The sequence below is a fragment of the Pseudomonas sp. QC2 genome (assembly GCF_002859085.1).
Taxonomy (GTDB): domain Bacteria; phylum Pseudomonadota; class Gammaproteobacteria; order Pseudomonadales; family Pseudomonadaceae; genus Aquipseudomonas; species Aquipseudomonas petroselini.
This window is the reverse complement of record NZ_PKKS01000021.1, coordinates 228,690-248,795: the sequence shown is the minus strand read 5'-3', so window position 1 is coordinate 248,795 and position 20,106 is coordinate 228,690. Positions and strand designations below refer to the sequence as shown.

The following is a 20,106-nucleotide window of genomic DNA, read 5'->3' as shown; positions in this document are numbered from 1 at the left end:
GCGAGCTGTACATCGGCGGCGTCGGCGTGGCACGGGGTTACTTGAAGCGCGCCGACCTGACTGCCGAGCGCTTCCTGATGGTCAACGGTGAGCGCCTGTATCGCACCGGCGACCGTTGCCGCTTCCTGGCTGACGGTAATATCGATTACCTCGGCCGCCTCGACCATCAGGTCAAGCTGCGCGGCCAACGTATCGAGCTCGGCGAGGTCGATGCCGCCCTGCTGAGTCAGCCGGGCATCACTGGCGCGTGCACGCTGGTGATCGACAATCGTCTGGTGGCGTTCTACAGCAGCAATGCGCCGCAATCGGAGTTGGGCGCGGCCCTCAGTGCAGAATTACCGGCCTATATGGTGCCGGCGGTGTGGGTCGAAGTGCCGAGCCTGCCCCTGACCACCAACGGCAAGCTCGACCGCAAAGCCCTGGCCGCGTTGCCACTGCCGCCGTCCCAACATGCACCAGTCGCCCCTCGTAACGCCTTGGAAAGCCTGGTCTGCCAGCTGTTCAGCGACGTGCTCGGCGACGGCCTCACCGGTGGGCGTGTGGTCGGTACGGCCGACAGTTTCTTCGCCTTGGGCGGCGATTCAATTCTCGGTTTGAAGCTGATTTCGCAACTGCGCGACCAGGGTTATGCCCTGACGCCCAAAGACCTGTTCCGTGCCCAGACACCTTCGGGCCTGGCGCTGGTGATCACACCGTTGCTGGCGGTGGCCGAACAAGGAGACGTCAGCGGTGCGATGCCGTTGATGCCGCTGCACCAGTGGTTCTTCGATCAACAGCAACCGCAGCCCGCCTACTGGAACCAATCAGTGCTGGCGGACAGCGACCGCGTGCTGCAACCGGCGCTGGTCCAGGCCACCCTGGATCGACTGATCGCCCATCACGATGCATTGCGCCTGCGTTTCATCGAAGTGGACGGTCAATGGCAAGCCCATATCGCAGCCGTCGAACCGGCCCGGCTGACGCTAGCCACGGACGTGGGACAGCTGCAGCACGTCGCGCAGAGCCTGGACTTGCAACATGGCCCGTTGTTCGCCGCCGCCTTGCTCGACGGCGCGCCGCAACGCCTGTACCTGGTTGCCCATCACCTGGTGATCGACGCCGTGTCCTGGGCGCCGCTGCTGGAAGATTTCCAGCAGCTGTATGCGGCGCTGGAAAACGGCACACCGGCTAGCCTGCCGGCGAAAACCACGTCCTATCGCCAATGGGCCGAGCACATGCATGCGCACGCCGGCAAAGTCGCCGCGGAGCAGCGTTATTGGGCCAGTCAGGTCGCAACAAATCCGCGCCCCCAGGCCACGATCGCCGAGCGTCAGACCCTGTCGGCCCGTTGGGATGCCACGCGTACGCACCAATGGCTGACCGAGTCCCACGCCGCCTACCGCACCCAGCCGGAAGAGCTGCTGATCGCTGCTCTGGTTGCCACCCTGGCGCAAGCCGAACAGCGCCAGGACATCGTCGTCGACCTTGAGCGTCATGGCCGCGATGCCGGCTTTGAGGGCTTGGATGTCAGCCGCACCGTGGGCTGGTTCACCACCCTGTTACCGCTGCGCGTCAACGCCCGTGGCGCCGTCGGCGACTGGGTGCGTCAAGCCAAGGAAGCCCTGCGCGGCGTCCCCGGCCAGGGCCTTGGGCACGGCTTGCTGCGCCTGCGGGGCGACTTGCCGGCAGGAAGCGGTGATGTGCTGTTCAACTACCTGGGCCACGAGCAGACCTCGCCAGGTTGGTTACGTGCCAGCTCGCTGGCGGCGCCGTCGGAGGTGGCTCTGGTTAACCGCGTCAGCCATGCCCGCGAAGTGGTGGCATGGCTGGAGGATGGCGTGCTGAACCTGCATTGGCACAGCGCCAACCCGGTCGCTGACCGCGACCTGCCTGCGCAACTGCTCAAGCACCTGCAAGCGCTGCTCGAACACTGCCTCGATCCCCAGGCCGGTGCGCTGATGCCGTCCGACTTCCCGTTGGCCAAGGCGCTCAATCAGAAGTCCCTCGAGACATTGCTGGGCAAGCTCAAGAACAAACCGAATTCCTGAAGACGGCCCGAGGCTGGCCGTCTTCCCCAAGCATTTGAAATGGATCGCACAACAATGAACAACATCGAAGACATCTACTCCTTATCGCCGACCCAGCATGGTTTGCTGTTTCACAGCGTGGTCGAGCCGGACTCCCGGGTGTATTACCAGCAACTGAGCCTGGAGATGAACGGCCCGTTGCAATTGCCGGCGTTTCGCGCGGCCTGGCAGGCGCTGATGCAACGCCACGCCGTGTTGCGCAGCGCGTTTTTGTGGGAAGACCTCGACGACGCTTATCAGGTGGTGCAAACCGACGTCGGGTTGCCCCTGAGCGAGCTGGACTGGCAAGGCCACGCCGACCCGAAAACCGCGCTGCAGCAATTGGCCCTGGAACAACGCGCACAACCGCTGGAGCTGAATGACTCGCCCCTGATGCGCCTGACCCTGGTGCGCCTGGAGCCGCAGCGCTGGCACCTGATCTGGACCTTCCACCACATCATCATGGACGGCTGGAGCGTCGGCATTGCGATCCAGGAATGGCTGGCGCTCTACTACGAACACGCCCATGGCCGCCCGGCCAACCTGGCGCCGACTCGCGCCTATCGCGACTACATCGCCTGGCTGGCGGAACAGGACATGGCCGCCACCGAAGGTTTTTGGCGTAACCAGTTGCAAGACGTCAGCGAACCGACGCCGCTGCCCGATTTCGGCCTGCGCCTGGTTCCCCCGACCGACGCACCGTGCGCCGAACGGGAAAACCGCCTGAGTGCCGACGAAACCGAGCAATTGGCACAGTTCGCCCGTCGCCATCACTTGACGCTCAATACCCTGATCCAAGGTGCCTGGGCCCTCTTGCTCGGCCAACACGCCGGGCGCGACGACGTGATCTACGGCGTGACTGTAGCCGGTCGCCCGGAAAACCTCGCGGCCGTCGACAGCACGGTCGGGCTGTTCATCAATACCCTGCCCCTGCGTGTGCAATGGGCCGACGGCCCAGCGCTGGTGGACTGGCTGCAACAGTTGCAGCACGCCAACAGCGACTTGCGCCACCACGCCTACCTGCCCCTGGGCAAGCTCAAGTCGATGAGCAAGATCGCGGCGGAGCAGGCGTTGTTCGATTCGATCCTGGTGTTCGAAAATTTTCCGGTCACCGATGCGCTCAACCAGGACGCCGGCGGCTTGAGCTTCGCCGACCCGAACCGTGAGCAGGCCACCGATGGGCTGGTCCTGACCCAAGGGCGCAACCATTTCCCGCTGTCGCTGATCGTGGTGCCGGGCGAACAGTTGCATTACCTGTTCAGCTACAACCGCAGCCGTTTCAGTGACGCCGAAATCACCCTGCTGTCGGCGCAGTTGCGCAACGTGCTATTGGCCATGGCCGCGCAACCTCAATGCCGTGTGGGCGAACTTGATTGGCTGGGGGCTGACGAACGCCAGCAGTTGCAAGCCCTGGGGTGTGGTACGCCGCTGGCTGTGCCTGAGGCGTGCCTGCACCAGCGCTTTGAACAACAGGTCGCCGCCGCCCCGGACCAACCGGCGATTCGCGACCGTGAAGGCGTACTCAGTTACGCCGAGCTGGACCAGCGCGCCAACCGCCTCAGCCATCACCTGCGCGCCCACGGCATCGGCCACCACAGCTTGGTCGCCCTCGCGCTTGAGCGCAGCGCCGACTTTGTCATCGCCTTGCTCGCCACGCTCAAGGCGGGTGCCGCCTATCTGCCGCTGGACCTGAAACAACCCGCCGGACGCCTGGCCGATGTGCTGCAAGACAGCCGCGCCGCCCTACTGATCGGCGCGACAGCTTCGCCCTTGTTGGCACGCTTGGCCGAGCACACGCCGTTGCTGAGCCTGGCCGAACAGGCCGAGGCCATCGCCGCGCAGCCGGGTACCTCGCCCGCCGTCGCCCACAGCCTGGATGACGCCGCCTACGTCATCTACACCTCGGGCTCCACCGGCACGCCAAAAGGGGTGGTGGTCGAGCACCGGGCAATCGTCGACTACCTGACGGCGGTGCACAGCGTGCTCAAGCCGCCCGCCGCCGCCCGCTACGGCCTGCTGTCGAGCATTGCCGCCGACCTTGGCCACACTCAACTGTTCGGCGCGCTGTGCAGCGGTGGCAGCCTGTTGCTGGTGGATGACGAGAGCGGTTTCAGCCCATTGGCCCTGGCGAAGCTGTTCAGCCAGCACCCGGTGGACGTGCTGAAAATCACCCCGAGTCATCTGAGCGGCCTGTTGCAGGCGTTGCCGGATGCACGTTTGTTGCCCCGGTCGCTGCTGGTATTTGGCGGCGACGCGCTGAGCCCGGCGCTGCTGGCGCAGGTCAACGGCCTGGCACCGGGCCTGCGGGTGTTCAACCATTATGGTCCGAGTGAAGCGACAGTCGGCGCAATTGCCACCGAACTCACGGCGGGTCAGCGCAGCATTGCCTTGGGCCGACCCCTGCCCAATCGTCAATTGCGGGTGGTGGATGCACAGGGTCGTGAGGTGGCGACAGGGGTGAGCGGTGAGCTGCTGATCAGCGGCGCCCTCGCCCGTGGCTACTTGCACCGTGACGACCTGAGCGCCGAGCGCTTCCTGCGCGATGAGCAGCAAAACCGCTGGTACCGCACCGGTGACCGCGTGCGCTGGTTGGTGGACGGCCAGCTGGCGTTCCTCGGCCGGGTCGACAGCCAGGTGAAGATTCGTGGCAACCGTCTGGAGTTGGGCGAAGTCGAGGCGCAGATCAAGCGCCTGTCGCCGCTGATCGAACAGGTCGTGATGCGCGCGCTGGAACTGGACGGCAGCCTGCGCCTGGTCGCCTACCTGGTGGCCAGCCAGTCGCTGTCGGCCCTCAAGCTGCGCAATGACCTCGGCAACCGCGTGCCGGATTACATGGTGCCCGCGCACTTCATCACCCTGGATGAACTGCCCCTGACCCGTAACGGCAAGGTCGATGCACAGCGCCTGCCGCTGCCACCCACCACCGGCGATGACAGCGCCACCCACGTCGCCCCGCGCAATGAAGTAGAAACGTTGCTGGCGGCGATCTGGCAGGACGTGCTCAAACGCGAACCGGTCGGCGTGCACGATAACTTCTTCGCCATCGGCGGAGATTCGATCCTCAACCTGCAAATCATCGCGCGGGCCAACCAGCAAGGGCTCAAGCTCACGCCACGGCAGCTGTTCGAGAACCGCACCATCGCCGATATCGCCCGTGTGCTGGGCGCCGACGCCAGCCATGCCGTTGCCGAACAGCTCGCCGATGGCTATGCGTTGCCCCTGAGTGCCGGCCAACGCGCGCGCCTGGAACAAGGCCCATTGACCGCCACCTGGCGTTGCGTGGCACTGGCGCAACCGCTTGATCGCGACCTGCTCAGCCAGGCCCTTGGCGCCTTGCAACAGCATCACCAGGCGCTGCGCCTCGCGTTCGACGCGGACGGGCAACAGCGTGTGCTGGTCGCCCCCAAGGCGGCCGCGATCACGTCCGGCGACTACCACCCGGCGCAGCTGCACGCACTGGCCCAGGCGGGGGTCGACACGCTTGACCTGCGGGCAGGCCAAAGTCTGCATGCCAGCCTGCTCGGCGAGCACCTGTTATTGGCCGCGCACCCGCTGTGCGTGGATGAGAGCTCCTGGTCGTTGCTGCTGACGGACCTCAATCTGGCGCTGGCACAACTACGCTTGCAACGGCCGGTGCGGCTGTCCTACACCGGTGGCAACTTCACCCAATGGACACGCCATCAGCAAGCGCATGCCGAGAGCGATGCACTCGACGAGGCTTGGGAACACTGGCTGCAATACGCCGGGCTGGACACGCTGCAACTGCCTGACAGCCACCAGCCGAGCAGCGTGGTCGAGCAGAGCGTGAGCGCCGCGACCTCCAGCGAACTGAAACGCCTTACCGATGTTCTGCACCTGGACTGGAACAGCCTGTTGGCCACTGTCGTGGCCGAACAGTGCGGCGACGGTCTGTTGGCGTTGGACCTGTACGCCGCACGCCCTGCCACCGAACGTCTGCCGGTGGCGGCGCCCCTGGTACTTGCCGACCTTGAGCCAGCACTGATCGTCGGTGCGTTGGACCTGGCAGTACCGGTGTTCCTGCAAGCCGCCGGCGCGACTGCGCTGCAACGCCTGCAATCGGTGGCCGCACAACTGCGCGCCTACCCGCAACACGGCGTTGACTATGGTGCGCTGCGCTATCTGTCGGACAACACCTACCTGCAAGACCCCCTGCGCGATTTGCCGGCGGCACCGATTGCCGTGCACTGGCGCGGCGATTTCGACAGCCACCGTGAACAGCGAGGCCTGCTGGCACAGATCACCGCCGCCAATACGCCAGGGGCTTCGTCCCATGCCTTGCGCATCGATGCGCATTGGCAGGACGACCAACTGCACCTGCGTGTCGAAGGCGCGCTGGCCGCCGACTGGGCACCGCAACTGGCCGAACGCCTCAGCGCCCTGGCGGCCCTGCTCGCCGAGCCTGACCTGCGCCCCGCCAGCGAAGCCTTCCCGCTTTGCCACAAGCAGGCCACAACCCTCGCGGGCGAACCGCTGGATTGGCCGAATCTCGAAGACGTCTACCCGCTGTCGTCGATGCAACAAGGCATGCTGCTGCACACTTTGCTGCAACCCCACAGCGGCATCTACCTGATGCAACAGCGCTACAGCTGGGACGGCGTATTGCAACGCACGGCCATGGAAACCGCCTGGCGACTGTTTCTCGACCGTCACCCGATGATGCGCACCGCGTTCTGGTGGCAGGACGACCACGAACCGCTGCAATGCGTGTATCGCAATACCGCCCCGGCGTTCGACTGGCAAGACTTGCGTCACCTGGATGACACGCAGCAGCGCCAAGCCATGGACCAGGCCCTGGAAGCCCAGCGCGTGCAGGGCTTTGACATGAGCAGCGCGCCCTTAACTCACCTGCGGGTGTTCCAGCTCGATGAGCAGCGGTTTGCGGTGGTGCGCAGCTTCCACCATATCCTCACCGATGCCTGGTGCTTCGGCCTGCTGATGGAAGACCTGCTGGCGATCTATCAGGCCGTCGTGCGCCAGGAGCCGGTGGCGCGCCCGCGCTTGCGTTCGTTCCGTGGCTACATGAGCTGGCTGGAGCGCCAGGACATGGCGGCCGCGCACGCCTTTTGGCAAGCCGACCTGGCCGGTTTCAGCGAGCCGACGCCGCTGCATGTGGACGGTGCCCTCGCCCGCCCGGAGCAGGCGCCGGAACAGGTCGGCGACGTCGACCAGACCCTGAGCATCAGCCAGACCCAACGTTTGCAGCAACTGTGCCAGCAGTACCAACTGACGCCCAACACCTGGATCCAGGGCGCCTGGGCACTGCTGCTGTCGCGTTACAGCGGCAACCGCGACGTGCTGTTCGGCGTCACCGTGGCCGGTCGCCCCACCGATCTGGCGGGGGTGGAGGAAATGGTCGGCCTGTTCATCAACAGCCTGCCCCTGCGCATCGACGTCGATCCTGAAGCGCCAGTCGGGGCCTGGCTGCAAGCCCTGCTGTCGCACAACGCACGCCTGCGTGAGCACGAAAGCGCTTCGCTGGTGGATATCCAGCGCAGCAGCAACGTGCCGCGCGGCCAGCCGTTGTTCGACAGCCTGGTGGTGTTCGAAAACGCGCCGTTGGATATCAGCAGCGTGCAACTGGATGCCTTCAGTATCGATATCTATGAAGATCGGGTGCACACCAACTTCCCGATGACGGTGGTGCTGTACCCCGGTGATCGCTTGGGCATTCGCCTGTCCTATGACAGCCAGCGCTTCAGCACCGACACGGTGCAGCGCATGCTCGGGCACTTGGTGCAATTGCTGTCGAGCATGCTCGACGCGCCAGAAGCGCCACTGGGCACGCTGCACATGCTGTCGGCCAGCGAACGCGAGCAACTGCAGGTGGAGTGGAACCGCAGCGAGGTCGATTTCCCGCTGGATCAAGGCTACGCCGCGCTGTTCGCCGAGCAGGTGCGCCGCCGGCCACAACAGATTGCTGCGGTGCACCTGCACGAATCCTTGACCTACGCCGAGCTGGACCGTCGCGCCAACGCCGTCGCCCATGCCTTGCAAGCCGCCGGCGCAGGCCCGGAAACCCTGGTGGCGCTGTTCGCCGAACGTGGCCTGGCGCTGCTGACGCTGATGATCGGTACACTCAAGGCCGGTGCCGCCTTCCAGGCGCTGGACATCCAACAGCCGGCCACACGCCTGGCCGAACTGCTGAGCTTGGGTGAAGCGCCACTGGTGCTGGTGTGCGACAACGCCACAGCCGTGCTCGATGGCGTGCTGCCGCAGCTCCTCAAGCAGCCGAGGTGCCTGGTCGCCCAGACACTGTGGCAAGGCGAGGTCAAGCCGTCGGTCGACTACGTTCACACCCCCGACCAGTTGGCCTACGTGATTTTCACCTCTGGCTCCACCGGCACGCCAAAAGGCGTCATGGTTGAACAGCGCGGCATGCTCAATAACATCTTCGGCAAAGTCCCGGCCCTGGGCCTGGGTGAACATGACCGCCTCGCACAGACCGCTTCGCCGGCGTTCGACATTTGCGTGTGGCAGTTCCTCGCTGCACCGCTGGTGGGCGCGTGTGTGCACATCCTGCCGGACGCCCAGGCCCATGACCCGCTGGCCTTGCTCGATGCGGTCCAGGCGCAGCAGTTGACCCTGCTGGAAACCGTGCCGGCGCTGATCCGCGGCATGCTTCAGGAGGTGCGTGCACAAGACCACCTGGCCAGCCTGCGTTGGCTGCTGCCCACCGGCGAGGCACTGCCGCCGACGCTGGCACAGGATTGGTTCGCACGCTTCCCATCGATCCCTTTGATGAACGCCTACGGCCCCGCCGAGTGTTCGGATGACGTGGCGTTCTACCCGATTACCGAGGCGCCGAGCGACGACTGCCTGCACATGCCCATTGGCCGCCCGACGGCCAACAACCAGGTGTTTGTCCTGGATGCCGACCTGCGCTGCGTGCCGATCGGCGTACCGGGCGAACTGTGCATCGGTGGCGTCGGTGTCGGGCGTGGTTACCTGGGCGACCCGCAACGCACTCGCGAAGCCTTTGTCGCGCATCCCTTCCAGACGGGGGCGCGTCTGTACCGCAGCGGCGATATCGGCCGCCTGCGCGCCGATGGGGTGATTGAATACCTCGGCCGCCGCGACCAGCAGGTGAAGATCCGTGGTTATCGTATCGAACTGGGCGAGATCGAAAATCGCCTGATGCAGCATCCGGCAGTCGACAGCGCGGCGGTATTGGCGCTGCCCGACGCCCGTGGCGCGTTGCAACTGGTGGCCTGGTATGTCCTCGATGCCGCCGCCGACCTCGGCGGGCAAACCGCGCAATCCCTACTCACCGCGTACCTGGAGCGGCAACTGGCGAGCTATATGGTGCCGGCACGCTGGCTGGCACTCGCGCAACTGCCGCTGAGCGCCAACGGCAAGGTCGACCGGCGCGCGCTGGCGGCGCTGGATGTGCAGCAGGCCGAACCGGCGCAAGGCGTGGTGGTCGCGCCGCGTACGCCGACGGAAAAAGTCCTCGCCGAGCTGTGGCAGGACCTTCTCGGCGTGGCCGGCGTCGGTGTGCACGACGACTTCTTCGCCATCGGTGGGCATTCGTTGCTGGCCACGCAGATGCTCTCGCGCATTCGTCGTCGCTTGAACGTCAGCCTGCCGCTGCGCACCTTGTTCGAAGGCGGCACCCTGGCGCAATTGGCGCAGGCGGTCGATCAGCAGGCCCAGGTGTCGGATGACAGCGAGATCGTGCCGGTGCCGCGTAACCAGACGCTGGCGTTGTCGTACGCCCAGCAACGGCTGTGGTTCCTCGACCGCTTCGAAGGGCCGAATGCGGCGTACAACATGTCCAGCGTGGTGCGCTTGCGTGGCGCGCTCGATATTGCGGCCTTGCAACAGGCGTTGCAGCGTGTGCTGGAGCGGCATGAAGCGCTGCGCACCACCTTCCACTTGAAAGGCGAGCAGCCGTGCCAAGTCATCAACGAAGCACCGACCCTTGACCTCACACCGGTCAACGTCGAGTCGCACGCCCTGCAAAGCGTGATTGACCGGCAATCGGCGCAGCCGTTCGACCTGCAACAGGCGCCGATGCTAAGGGCTCACCTGCTTCACCTGGGTACGGATGATCACGTGCTGCAACTGGTGTTGCACCATATCGCCACCGACGCGTGGTCCATGGGCATCCTGATCCAGGAACTGATCACCGGCTACCAGGCCTACGCCAGCGGCGTGAACCCAACCCTCCCGGCGCTGCCGATCCAGTACGCCGACTACGCCCAGTGGCAACGCAGCGAACCCCAACAACGTCAGTTGGCGCGGGCGATTGACTATTGGCGGCGCCAGCTCGACGGCGCACCGACCTTGATCGCGTTGCCGCTGGATGCCCCGCGTCCGACGCAGCCGGATTACCAAGGTGCGGCGTTGACCCAGCAGTTCAGCCCGGCACACACCCAGGTGCTCAAGGCGTATGCGCAACAGCACAAGGCCACGTTGTTCATGGTGTTGCTCAATGCCTTCAACAGCCTCTTGCAACGGGCGACCGGTGCGAACGACTTTATCGTCGGCACCGACCTGGCCAACCGCGAGCACTCGGCGCTGGAGCCGTTGATCGGCTTCTTCGTCAACGTGCTGCCGATTCGCGCACGCCTTGACGACAGCGACACCTTTGATCACCGCCTGCAACGCCTGCGCGAGGACTGCCTCGCCGCCTTCCAGCACCAGCAGGTGCCGTTCGACAAACTGGTCGAGACGTTGCAACCGCCACGTACGCCTGGCGTCAACCCGCTGGTGCAGGTGCTGTTCGTGATGCAGAACACGCCGCAGGGCACGGCCGGCCTGTCGGGCCTGGCGGTGGAACACCTGGCGCCGCAGCAGGAAACCAGCAAATTCGACCTCGCGGTGTTTGTCGAGGAAGACGAGAACGGCCTGACTGTACGCTGGGTCTATCGCACCAGCGTGTTGAGCGCCCAGACCGTGGCTGATCTTGAGCACGGTTTCCAGGCCCTGCTGGACAACCTGAACCTGCAAGACTGGGTGTGGCGCCTGGCAGGCAACACCCAACCTGAACCCGTTGCAACCGACGACGCCCAGGCACGCAGCGCGCGCAAGCTGTCGAAAATGAGCAAGCTGAAAACCACCCGCGCCACCGCTGTGAGCCAACTCGCCCACGAACAGGTGCGCACGCGGACCTTGAGCGACGGCCAACCCCTGCCCCTGGTGATCGAACCACTGCTGGCCGACTTGGACCCGGTGCACTGGGCCGTACAGGCCCGCGAGTGGATCAATGTGCAACTGCGCACCCATGGTGGTCTGTTGTTCCGTGGCTTCAACCTGCCGGACGCGAGCGCCTTCGAGCAGTTCGCCCAGGCCATCGAGCCGGACTTGTACGGCACCTATGGCGACCTGCCGAAGAATAAATCCGGCAAGAACATCTACCACTCCACGCCGTACCCGGAACAACACATGATTCTGTTCCACAACGAGAGCTCACACCTGCCGCAATGGCCACGCAAGCAGTGGTTCTTCTGCGAGATCCCGGCACCACGCGGTGGTTGCACGCCGATCGTCGATTGCCGCCAAGTGCTGGCGCAATTGCCGCCGGCCATCGTTGAGCGCTTCAAAGCATTGGGCCTGCTGTATGTGCGGCACTTCACCGACAAGCTGGATGTGCGCTGGCAGGACTTCTTCAAGACCGAGCAGCGTGAAGAGGTTGAACGCCAATGCTTGCTATCGGGCATGCAGTGGGAATGGCTGGGAGACGACAACCTGAAGATTGCCCAGCACTGCCAGGCGATCGTCGCGCACCCGGATTCCGGTGAGGCGTCGTTCTTCAACCAGGTGCAACTGCATCACAGCGCCTGCCTGGAAGCGGAGGTGCGCAGCAACCTGATTAACCTGTTTGGCGCCGGCAACCTGCCGCGCAATGTGTATTACGGCGATGGCAGTGTGATCGAGGATGCGGTGATGGACGTGATCGGTGCGGCGTACGAGGCCTGTGCGGTGCGCTTCGACTGGCAAAAAGGCGACATGGTGATGCTCGACAATATGCTGGTGGCGCATGCCCGCGACCCGTTTGAGGGCGAGCGCAAGATCTGCGTCGCCATGGGCCAGATGATGAACCGCGAACAACTGAACCGCGCAGGGGAGCAGGCATGAGCAACTACCAAGCGGCGTTCGCCCTGTCGCCACAGCAACGCAGCCAATGGCTGGCGAACGCGCCGCCGGCACGCCTGACCCTGGAAGTGCACGGCGCCGCTGCACTGGCACAACTGCGTGAACGGCTGGCAGCGCTGAGCGCCGTTCATGATGCGCTGCGCCTGCAAACACGGCCTGAGCCGGGGTTGCAGGTGCCGTTGCAAATCGTCGCGCAGTCCAGCGCCATCAGCCTCGACGTGCAATTGCTGGCGGCGGATGTCTACCGCGTCACATTGCAAGTGCCCGCCCTGGCCGCCGACCGTGGGACGTTGCTGCGTCTGGCAAAAGCGTTGGGTTCGGCACAGGCGCCGATACCTGACGACGAGGCCATGACCTACACCCAATACAGCGCCTGGATTCACGACTTGCAGGCGGATGAAGACGCCGCACAAGGTCGGCAATACTGGGCTGGCCTGGCGCTGGGCGAGCAGGCCGCTACCGAGTTGCTGTACCGCGAGGCGCGTAGCGATCAGGCCGATACGCCGCTGACCACCAGGGTCATGCTCGATCCTGCCTTGAGCGCCGCGTTGCACCGTCATGCCGCGCCTGCCGAGCAGCTGTTGATGACCGCCTGGGGCGTGTTGTTGCAGCGCTTGAGCGCCAATGACAACGCGGCCCTCACCCTGAACTGGGTGCATGACTGCCGTGACGACTATGAAGAACTCGCCGACTGCTGGGGCCTGTTCGCCAAGGCCCTGCCTCTGCCGTGGCAACCGGCTGTCGAGCGGCCATTCACCCAGGCGCTGGCGACGCTGCAAGTGCTCTGCGAGCAGGCGGGCGAATGGCAGGAATACTCGCTGCCGGTTGAGGCCGCGCCTTATGGTTTCCAGTGGAGCCCTGGGTTCGATCGTGCGGACAGCGCGTTCAAGGTGCTGGAGATCGATGCCATCCCCGCCGGCATGGAGCTGCTGCTGGTGGCCGAAGCACAGGGCGCCGACGGTTATCGCCTGACGCTGTGCCATCAAGCCCGGCACTACAGCATCCAGGCCGCGCAGACCTTGCTGGAGCAAGTGCAGTCGCTGCTGCTCGACGCCCTCGCCCATCCCGCCAAGCCCCTTGCCGAGCTGTCACTGCACGCAGCGGGCTTTGCGGCAACGCTGGCGGCTCGCCAGCAGCAGGTCGCACCGCCCTTTGCCAGCGTACCGGCGCGCTTCAACGCGTGTGCCACCAGCGTTGCCGAACACCTGGCGCTGCGCGACGCCGGCCAGCACCTGAGCTACGCCGAACTGCATGCGCGCAGCAACCAGCTGGCGCATTACCTGATGGCCCAGGGTATTGGCCGCGAAGATCGCGTGGCCTTGTACCTGGACCGTTCGGCGCAGATGGTCTTGGCGATGCTCGCCGTGCTCAAGAGCGGCGCGGCGTTTGTACCGTTGGACGTGCACCAGCCCGCACAACGCTCCCTGGCGATCCTGCAACAGGCGCAGCCGCGCTGGGTGTTCACCGGTGCCGCCGGCGATGCACCTGCGCTGGCATCGATGGGCAGCCTTGATATTCGCGACACCGCCGTTTGGCAACAGGCGCCCATGACCGACGTTGCCCATGACATAAAGCCCGGGGACGCCGCCTACGTGTTGTTCACCTCAGGCAGCACCGGCTTGCCGAAAGGCGTGATCGTCGAACATGCGCAACTGGCCAGCTACGTGTCGAGCGTGTCCTCGCGCCTGCACCTGCAAGCCGGTGAACGCAGTGCGGTGGTCACTTCGCTGGCAGCGGACCTGGGCTACACCCTGCTGTTTCCGACGCTGCTGAGCGGCGGCGAACTGCACATCATCGACAAGGACACCGCCATGGACGCCCAGGCTTGGGCCGCGTGGCAGGCGCAGTACCCCATCGATCATTTGAAAATCGTCCCGTCGTTGCTCGACGCCTGGCTGATCCACACGCAAAGCGCCGTCGTGCTGCCGCGCAAGCAACTGATCCTGGGCGGCGAAACCTGTTCGCGGCGCCTGTTGCAATCGGTCCGCGCATTCGCACCGGCACTGACGGTGTTCAACCACTACGGGCCGACCGAAACCACGGTTGGGGTGGTGATGCACAAGGTCGATCCGGCCTGTGACTACCGACGCCTGCCCCTGGACGACCGCCTCGATGGCGTTCGCCTGTATCTGCTCGACGAGCAGCAACAACTGGCCGCACCTGGGCAAAACGCTGAACTGTATATCGCCGGCCCGCAGTTGGCGCGCGGCTACCTTGATGCGCAACACGACGACGGGCGCTTTATCCAGCGCAATGGCGAGCGCCTGTACCGCACCGGTGACCGTGCGCGTTATCGGCATGACGCCAGCCTGGAAATCACTGGGCGCACCGATCGCCAGGTCAAAGTGCGTGGGTTCCGCGTCGAGCTCGACGAGATCCAGGCCCAGTTGGCCAGCCTGCCGGGCGTGGCCCAGGCGGCGGTGGAGTGTCTGCCTAAAGGTGAGCTGGGCCAGCAACTGTTTGCGTTCCTGACCCTGGCGCCAGGCCACACGGTGACGGTGGCACACCTGCATGGCCAGGCACAGGACCGTCTGCCGGATTACATGCTACCGAACGTGCGTATCGTTGAAGCGCTGCCGTTGATGGGCAATGGCAAGCTCGACCGCAAGACCCTGCAGCAATGGGCTGACAAGGTGCTCGACAACGTTGGCGGCGCTCTGCCACGTACGCCCTTGGAGGCGTTGCTCGCCGAGGTTTGGGCACAGGTGCTTGGCCTGGAACGGGTGGGGATCGAGGATGACTTCTTCGCCCTGGGCGGGCACTCGCTGGCAGCGGTGAGCCTGGCGAGCCGCTTGCAGACGGTACTGTCGGCACCGGTCACGGTGAATGCGGTGTTCAATGCGCCAAGCGTGGCGGCATTTGCAGCGCTGGTGCAGGCGCAGTTCACGTTGTCGCCGCTGGTGCGGCTGTCGGCGGCGGGACCGGGCATTAACCTGTTCTGCTTCCACCCATCCACCGGCCATGTGCAGGATTACCGCGCGCTGCTGCCCCATCTGCCGGACTGGCAAGTGTGGGGCTTGCAGGCGGCGTATCTGGGCGACGACAGCACGGCGCTCAATGGCAATATCGATAGCCTTGCGGCACTGTATGTCGAGCAACTGCGCCAGCAGCAACCCCACGGCCCGTATCATTTGCTGGGGTTTTCCCTCGGCGGGCTGCTGGCGATCACTGCGGCGGCGCAGCTGGAAAAGTGCGGCGAACGGGTGGCGTTTCTCGGCATCCTCGACTCGCAATACCAGCGGCAGGCCGAGGAAGACAGCGTCGAGACGTTGCTGGACTCGGCCGCGCAGGCGCTCACGGTGGAAAGCCAGGCGCGGCTGCGCAATTTGCCGGCGCCGGTATCCACCGCGTTGATCGCACGATTGGCTACACTGCCCGCCGCCGAGCGCCTGCCCGCGCTGGCGCAATGGGCACACCAGCAAGGCCTGCAACTGGAGGGCGACAGCTGGGAACACCTGCACACACGCCTCGGTTACCAGCAACAGACGCAGCAGTTGCTCGCCAGCTTCCAGCCGCCACGGCTTAGCTGCCCGGTGCATATCTGGTGGGCCGATACCACCCTGCAAGCGGCGGACTTTACCGATCCGCAGTGGGAACAGCTCAGCAGCGGGCCTTGGTTCCGTGACGTGGTGCAGGCGCAACACTTGAACATCCTGGAACAACCCACGGTGCATCAACAATTGGTCGTCGGCCTCGCGGCCCTGGCGACAGACGGAGCGGTTTGAATGGATTTGCTGATTCTCATGGCCAAGCGCTCGTGGCGCGCCCTGTTGGTGGCGACGCTGACCGGCCTGGCCTGCGGGCTTGCGGCAGCAGGGTTGATCGCGATGATCAACCACAGCCTCACGGTGTTCGATCAACTGCGCCCGATTGACGGCCTGTACTTCGGTGGCCTGGTGCTGCTGGTGGCGGTGTCGCGGATTATTTCCGATATCAGCCTGCTGCGCCTGGGCCAGGCGGCGGTCAACGATATGCGCCTGCACCTGAGCGCCAAGCTGATCGACACGCCCTATGCGCAATTGCAGCGCCTGGGCAAACACCGGTTGCTGGCGATGTTGACCGATGACACGCAAACCATCAGCCAGGCGGTAGAGCTGGTGCCGATCCTGCTGGTCAACGGCGGGATCATCATCGCTTGCCTGGGTTACCTGGGGTGGCTGAGCTTGCCGTTGCTGGGCTTGACGGTGTTGCTGATCGTGCTCGGCAGCCTGAGTTTCAACTGGCCGCAACGCCGGGCGCTGACGTCGATCTCGCGCGCGCGTGAACTCAAGGACCAGCTGTTCGAGCACTACCGCTTGCTGACCGACGGCAGCAAGGAGCTGCAGCTCAATCACCCGCGTCGCCAGCACTTCTTCACGCGCCTGCTGCTGCCGGTCAGCCAGCAATACCGTCGCGACTTTGTGCGTGGCATGAGCATCTACGCCGTGGTGCTGAACTGGGGCAACGCGGTGTTCTACCTGCTGATCGGCATGGTGCTGTTTGCCGCACCGCACTTTATCGAGTTGAGCGTGAGCCTGGTCACCGGCTATATCCTCGCGATTTTGTACATGATCACTCCGCTCTCAGAGTTGATGCACGCCCTGCCGACCCTGGGCCGCGCCAGCGTGGCGTTGAACAAGATCCGCGCCCTGGAAGGCGAAATGCAGGGTGCCAGCGAAACCCTGGAAACCTTCGCACCGACCCAGGTGCGCAGCCTGGTATGCCGCGATGTGACCCACACCTACTACCGCGAACGCGAAGACGGCCACTTCACCCTCGGGCCCATCAACGTCACCTTGAAGGCGAGCGAGACGGTGTTCATCACCGGCGGCAACGGCAGCGGCAAGACCACCCTGGCGTTGTTGTTGACCGGTCTGTATCGCCCGGAAAGCGGCGACGTGATGCTCGATGAGCAGGTGTCGTCCAGCCAAGACAACCACCATTTCCGACAGCACTTCTCGGCGATCTTTACCGACTTCTGCCTGTTCGAAAACCTGTTCGACGGCGACGACCCGCAGTTGGTGCAGCAGGCCCAGGATTACCTGGTGCACCTGCAATTGGATCACAAGGTGCAAATCGACCAGGGCCGCCTGACCACGTTGGCGCTGTCCACCGGGCAACGTAAGCGCCTGGCGCTGCTCAGTGCTTATCTGGATGACCGTCCGTGCTACCTGTTCGATGAATGGGCAGCGGACCAAGACCCGGTGTTCAAGCACTTCTTCTACACCCGCATCCTGTCGGACCTGCGCGCGCGCGGCAAACTGGTGATTGTGATTTCCCACGACGATGCCTATTTCGGCCTTGCCGATCGCTTGTTGCGCATTGAGCATGGGCGCCTGAGCGAAGCACCATTGACGGCCAGTGCCGCTCAGTCGTAGAGGGAGTGCAGGTAGCTGACCTGCTCCGCGAGGGGCAGGCGGTGCAATTTGGGGCAGGATTCGCACAGTACCAGCGGCTCGCCCTCGACCAGCGGGTGCAGTTGGTAATGCAGGCAACAATGGCGACGCAGCGGCAGGCGCGGGCAAATGTCCGGTGCGGGCGACGGCACCTGGCGTTGCAGGCCGCGCAACTTCAAGCGTCCGTGGTTGACGCTGACCGGTTCCAGCCAGCGGTGCACCTCGGCAAAGCCTGGGCGGGACAGGTCGGGGTCGAACCGGTCGAACGCGCCGTCCCAGATCGCGACGAAATTACCCCACAGGATCTTCGGCGCCAAGCCACCGGCCACCGCCAGGGTGGCGAACAACGGTGCCAGGTGCTCGTGCACCCAGCGCGAGAGGTAGAGGTCGTGTTCGGGCGGCGTGAGTGGCGGCAAGCAGTTGGCGAAGTGCAACGCCAAGGGCTGCCCGGCATCCAGGCGCAACACGTTGTCATCCGTCCAGAAGTCGATCGCCTGTTGGCGCGTGAGCACGCAGGCCAAGGTTGCCGGCACCACGATGCTCATGTAGTTCATCGACCACTGCGACACCACCGCCGGCTTGTTGATGCCGGGATAACGCTGGGCAAACTCGGCCAGCACGGGCTGCAGTAAAGCAGGCTCGGCCACGCGGCTCAACGGGAGGAAAGGCTGGTCATTCGGCTCAAGCTGGATGACCCGTTGTAGGGGGGGCCATGCCTGCTTGAGCCAGTCTGGAAATTCGATAACGGGGCTCCTGTCGCTTTCCCTTATGAATGCAAGCGATTAGCATTGGCAGATCCTATCCTCCCTATCCTGCAAACTCAACGTCGCCAGCGACCGGACCTCTTCAGCCCCCATGCATACACTTCGCACTTTCTGGCGCCTGGCACGGCCTTTCTGGACCTCCGAACAGAAATACCCGGCCCTGCTATTGCTGCTGGCCACGGTGGCGATGAACCTGTGCCTGGTGGGTGTCAATATCCTCAATAATTTCTGGAACCTGCATTTTTATAATGCACTGCAGGAAAAGGACTACCCGGGCTTCCTGCTGGGCGGCCTGCAATTCATCCTGCTCCAGATCGGCCTGGCGGCCTTTACCGTCGGCGCGTTTCACTTTCAGCAGAAACTGACCTTGCTGTGGCGACGCTGGTCGACGCGCAACCTGCTCGCGCAATGGCTCGACAGCCAGCGCTACCAGAAGCTGAAATTGACGGAGACCGAGGTAGACAACCCCGACCAGCGCATCGCCGAAGATATCGACCTGTTTATCATCAAGTCGCTGAAGCTGAGCCTGGGGCTGCTGACGGCGGTGGTGTCGCTTTTTTCATTCCTGAATATTCTCTGGCAGGCCTCGGGCCTGGTCAGCATTCCATGGGGCGATGAAGGCCTGGTGATTCCTGGGCTGCTGGTGTGGGTGGCGTTGTTCTACGCACTGTTGGGCACCGGTTTCGCCTTCTGGCTCGGCCGCGCCCTGCCCCATCTGAACTTCATGCAGCAGCGGCGCGAGGCCGATTTCCGTTTCTCATTGATGCGCCTGCGGGAGAACGCCGATTCGGTTGCCCAGTACCGGGGCGAGGCTGTGGAAAGCCAGCGCTTCAACCAGCGCCTGGAAGCGGCTTTGCAGAACTTCTGGGTCCTGGTGAAAAAACAGAAGCTGATCATGGGTTACTCGACCTTCTACCTGCGCAGTGCCACGGTCATCCCGATGTTCATCATGGCCCCGCAGTTTTTCGCCGGGGCCTTCCCCCTTGGTCGTCTCACCCAGATCAGCGCGGCGTTTGGCGAAGTGCATGCCGCCGTGGCCTATCTGGTAGGCGTATTCCCGGAACTGGCCGAATGGAAGTCGGTAGTTGATCGGCTGGATGGTTTCCAGAACCGCCTGGATAACGTCAAGGTCGACTCCGACGTCGTACTGACGCAACGGTCCGATGGCCTGCACATTCGCAACCTGGCCATCTGGCTGCCTGACGGGCGACGACTGTTTGAAGGTTTCAACCTGACGCTCAAGCCCGGCGACAGCCTACTGATCAAGGCACCCTCGGGATACGGCAAGTCCACGCTGATTCGCGCCGTCACCGGCCTCTGGCACCATGCTTCAGGCTCCGTTGCCTATGACCGCGACCGCGCCCTCACCCTCTCGCAAAAAACCTATCTGCCCCTGGGCAGCTTGCGCGAGACGCTGTGGTACCCCCACCCAGCCCATGAGGAACAGGACGCCGTGTTGCAGCAGATCATGCGGCAAGTCGGCCTGGAACACCTGGACACCCAACTGGCCCAGGAACGCGACTGGGCGCAAACCCTGAGCCTCGGCGAACAACAGCGCTGTGCCTTCGTACGCGCACTCCTGGCTCGCCCTGCGGTGCTGTTTCTAGACGAGAGCAGCGCAGCGATGGATGCCGCCAATGAGGCGCGTTGTTACCAGCTACTCAAAGACATGCTGCCGGATACGATCCTGATCAGCGTCGGCCACCACGCCTCACTGGAGCGCTTTCATGGCCAAGTCCTGGAATTGCAAGATGAGGTGGAATGGGTGCATAGAGCGGTGAGTCGAACGGTGTGAGTGAAAAA

The 20,106-nt window shown here is 64.3% G+C and carries 6 protein-coding genes; 5 read left to right on the top strand and 1 reads right to left on the bottom strand.

Annotation, left to right across the window (positions count from 1 at the left end; translation table 11 throughout):
• From QCBJ_RS20160 to QCBJ_RS20145, 4 genes are all read left to right on the top strand, one after another.
• On the top strand, positions 1–2,027 hold a 2,027-nt coding region (locus tag QCBJ_RS20160), incomplete at its 5' end, for a condensation domain-containing protein (protein ID WP_145994234.1).
• Between the two features lie 54 nt (positions 2,028–2,081).
• Positions 2,082–12,146, top strand: a complete 10,065-nt coding sequence (locus QCBJ_RS20155) for a non-ribosomal peptide synthetase (protein WP_102061446.1) — start codon at positions 2,082–2,084, stop codon at positions 12,144–12,146.
• A complete protein-coding gene (locus QCBJ_RS20150; RefSeq protein ID WP_102061445.1) occupies positions 12,143–15,889 on the top strand; it encodes a non-ribosomal peptide synthetase in 3,747 nt (1,248 codons plus the stop codon). The genes QCBJ_RS20155 and QCBJ_RS20150 overlap by 4 nt, the downstream gene beginning before the upstream one ends.
• A complete protein-coding gene (locus tag QCBJ_RS20145) occupies positions 15,890–17,521 on the top strand; it encodes a cyclic peptide export ABC transporter (RefSeq protein WP_102061444.1) in 1,632 nt (543 codons plus the stop codon).
• On the opposite strand, the gene fhuF is transcribed toward QCBJ_RS20145, so the two are convergent.
• Positions 17,512–18,195 carry a siderophore-iron reductase FhuF gene (gene fhuF, locus QCBJ_RS20140; protein WP_177410674.1) on the bottom strand — a complete coding sequence of 228 codons (684 nt, stop codon included), beginning with the start codon at positions 18,193–18,195 and terminating at the stop codon, positions 17,512–17,514. The genes QCBJ_RS20145 and fhuF overlap by 10 nt on opposite strands.
• A gap of 199 nt (positions 18,196–18,394) precedes the next feature.
• Between fhuF and QCBJ_RS20135 the strand changes: the two genes are divergently transcribed.
• On the top strand, positions 18,395–20,098 hold the full coding sequence (locus tag QCBJ_RS20135; RefSeq protein ID WP_102061443.1) for an ABC transporter ATP-binding protein/permease: 1,704 nt from the start codon (positions 18,395–18,397) through the stop codon (positions 20,096–20,098).
• Positions 20,099–20,106 lie beyond the last annotated feature (8 nt).

Coding starts and splice junctions, on each gene's coding strand:
- QCBJ_RS20145 (WP_102061444.1), top strand. CDS start 15,890: ATGGATTTGCTGATTCTCATGGCCAAGCGCTCGTGGCGCGCCCTGTTG.
- QCBJ_RS20155 (WP_102061446.1), top strand. CDS start 2,082: ATGAACAACATCGAAGACATCTACTCCTTATCGCCGACCCAGCATGGT.
- QCBJ_RS20135 (WP_102061443.1), top strand. CDS start 18,395: ATGCATACACTTCGCACTTTCTGGCGCCTGGCACGGCCTTTCTGGACC.
- QCBJ_RS20150 (WP_102061445.1), top strand. CDS start 12,143: ATGAGCAACTACCAAGCGGCGTTCGCCCTGTCGCCACAGCAACGCAGC.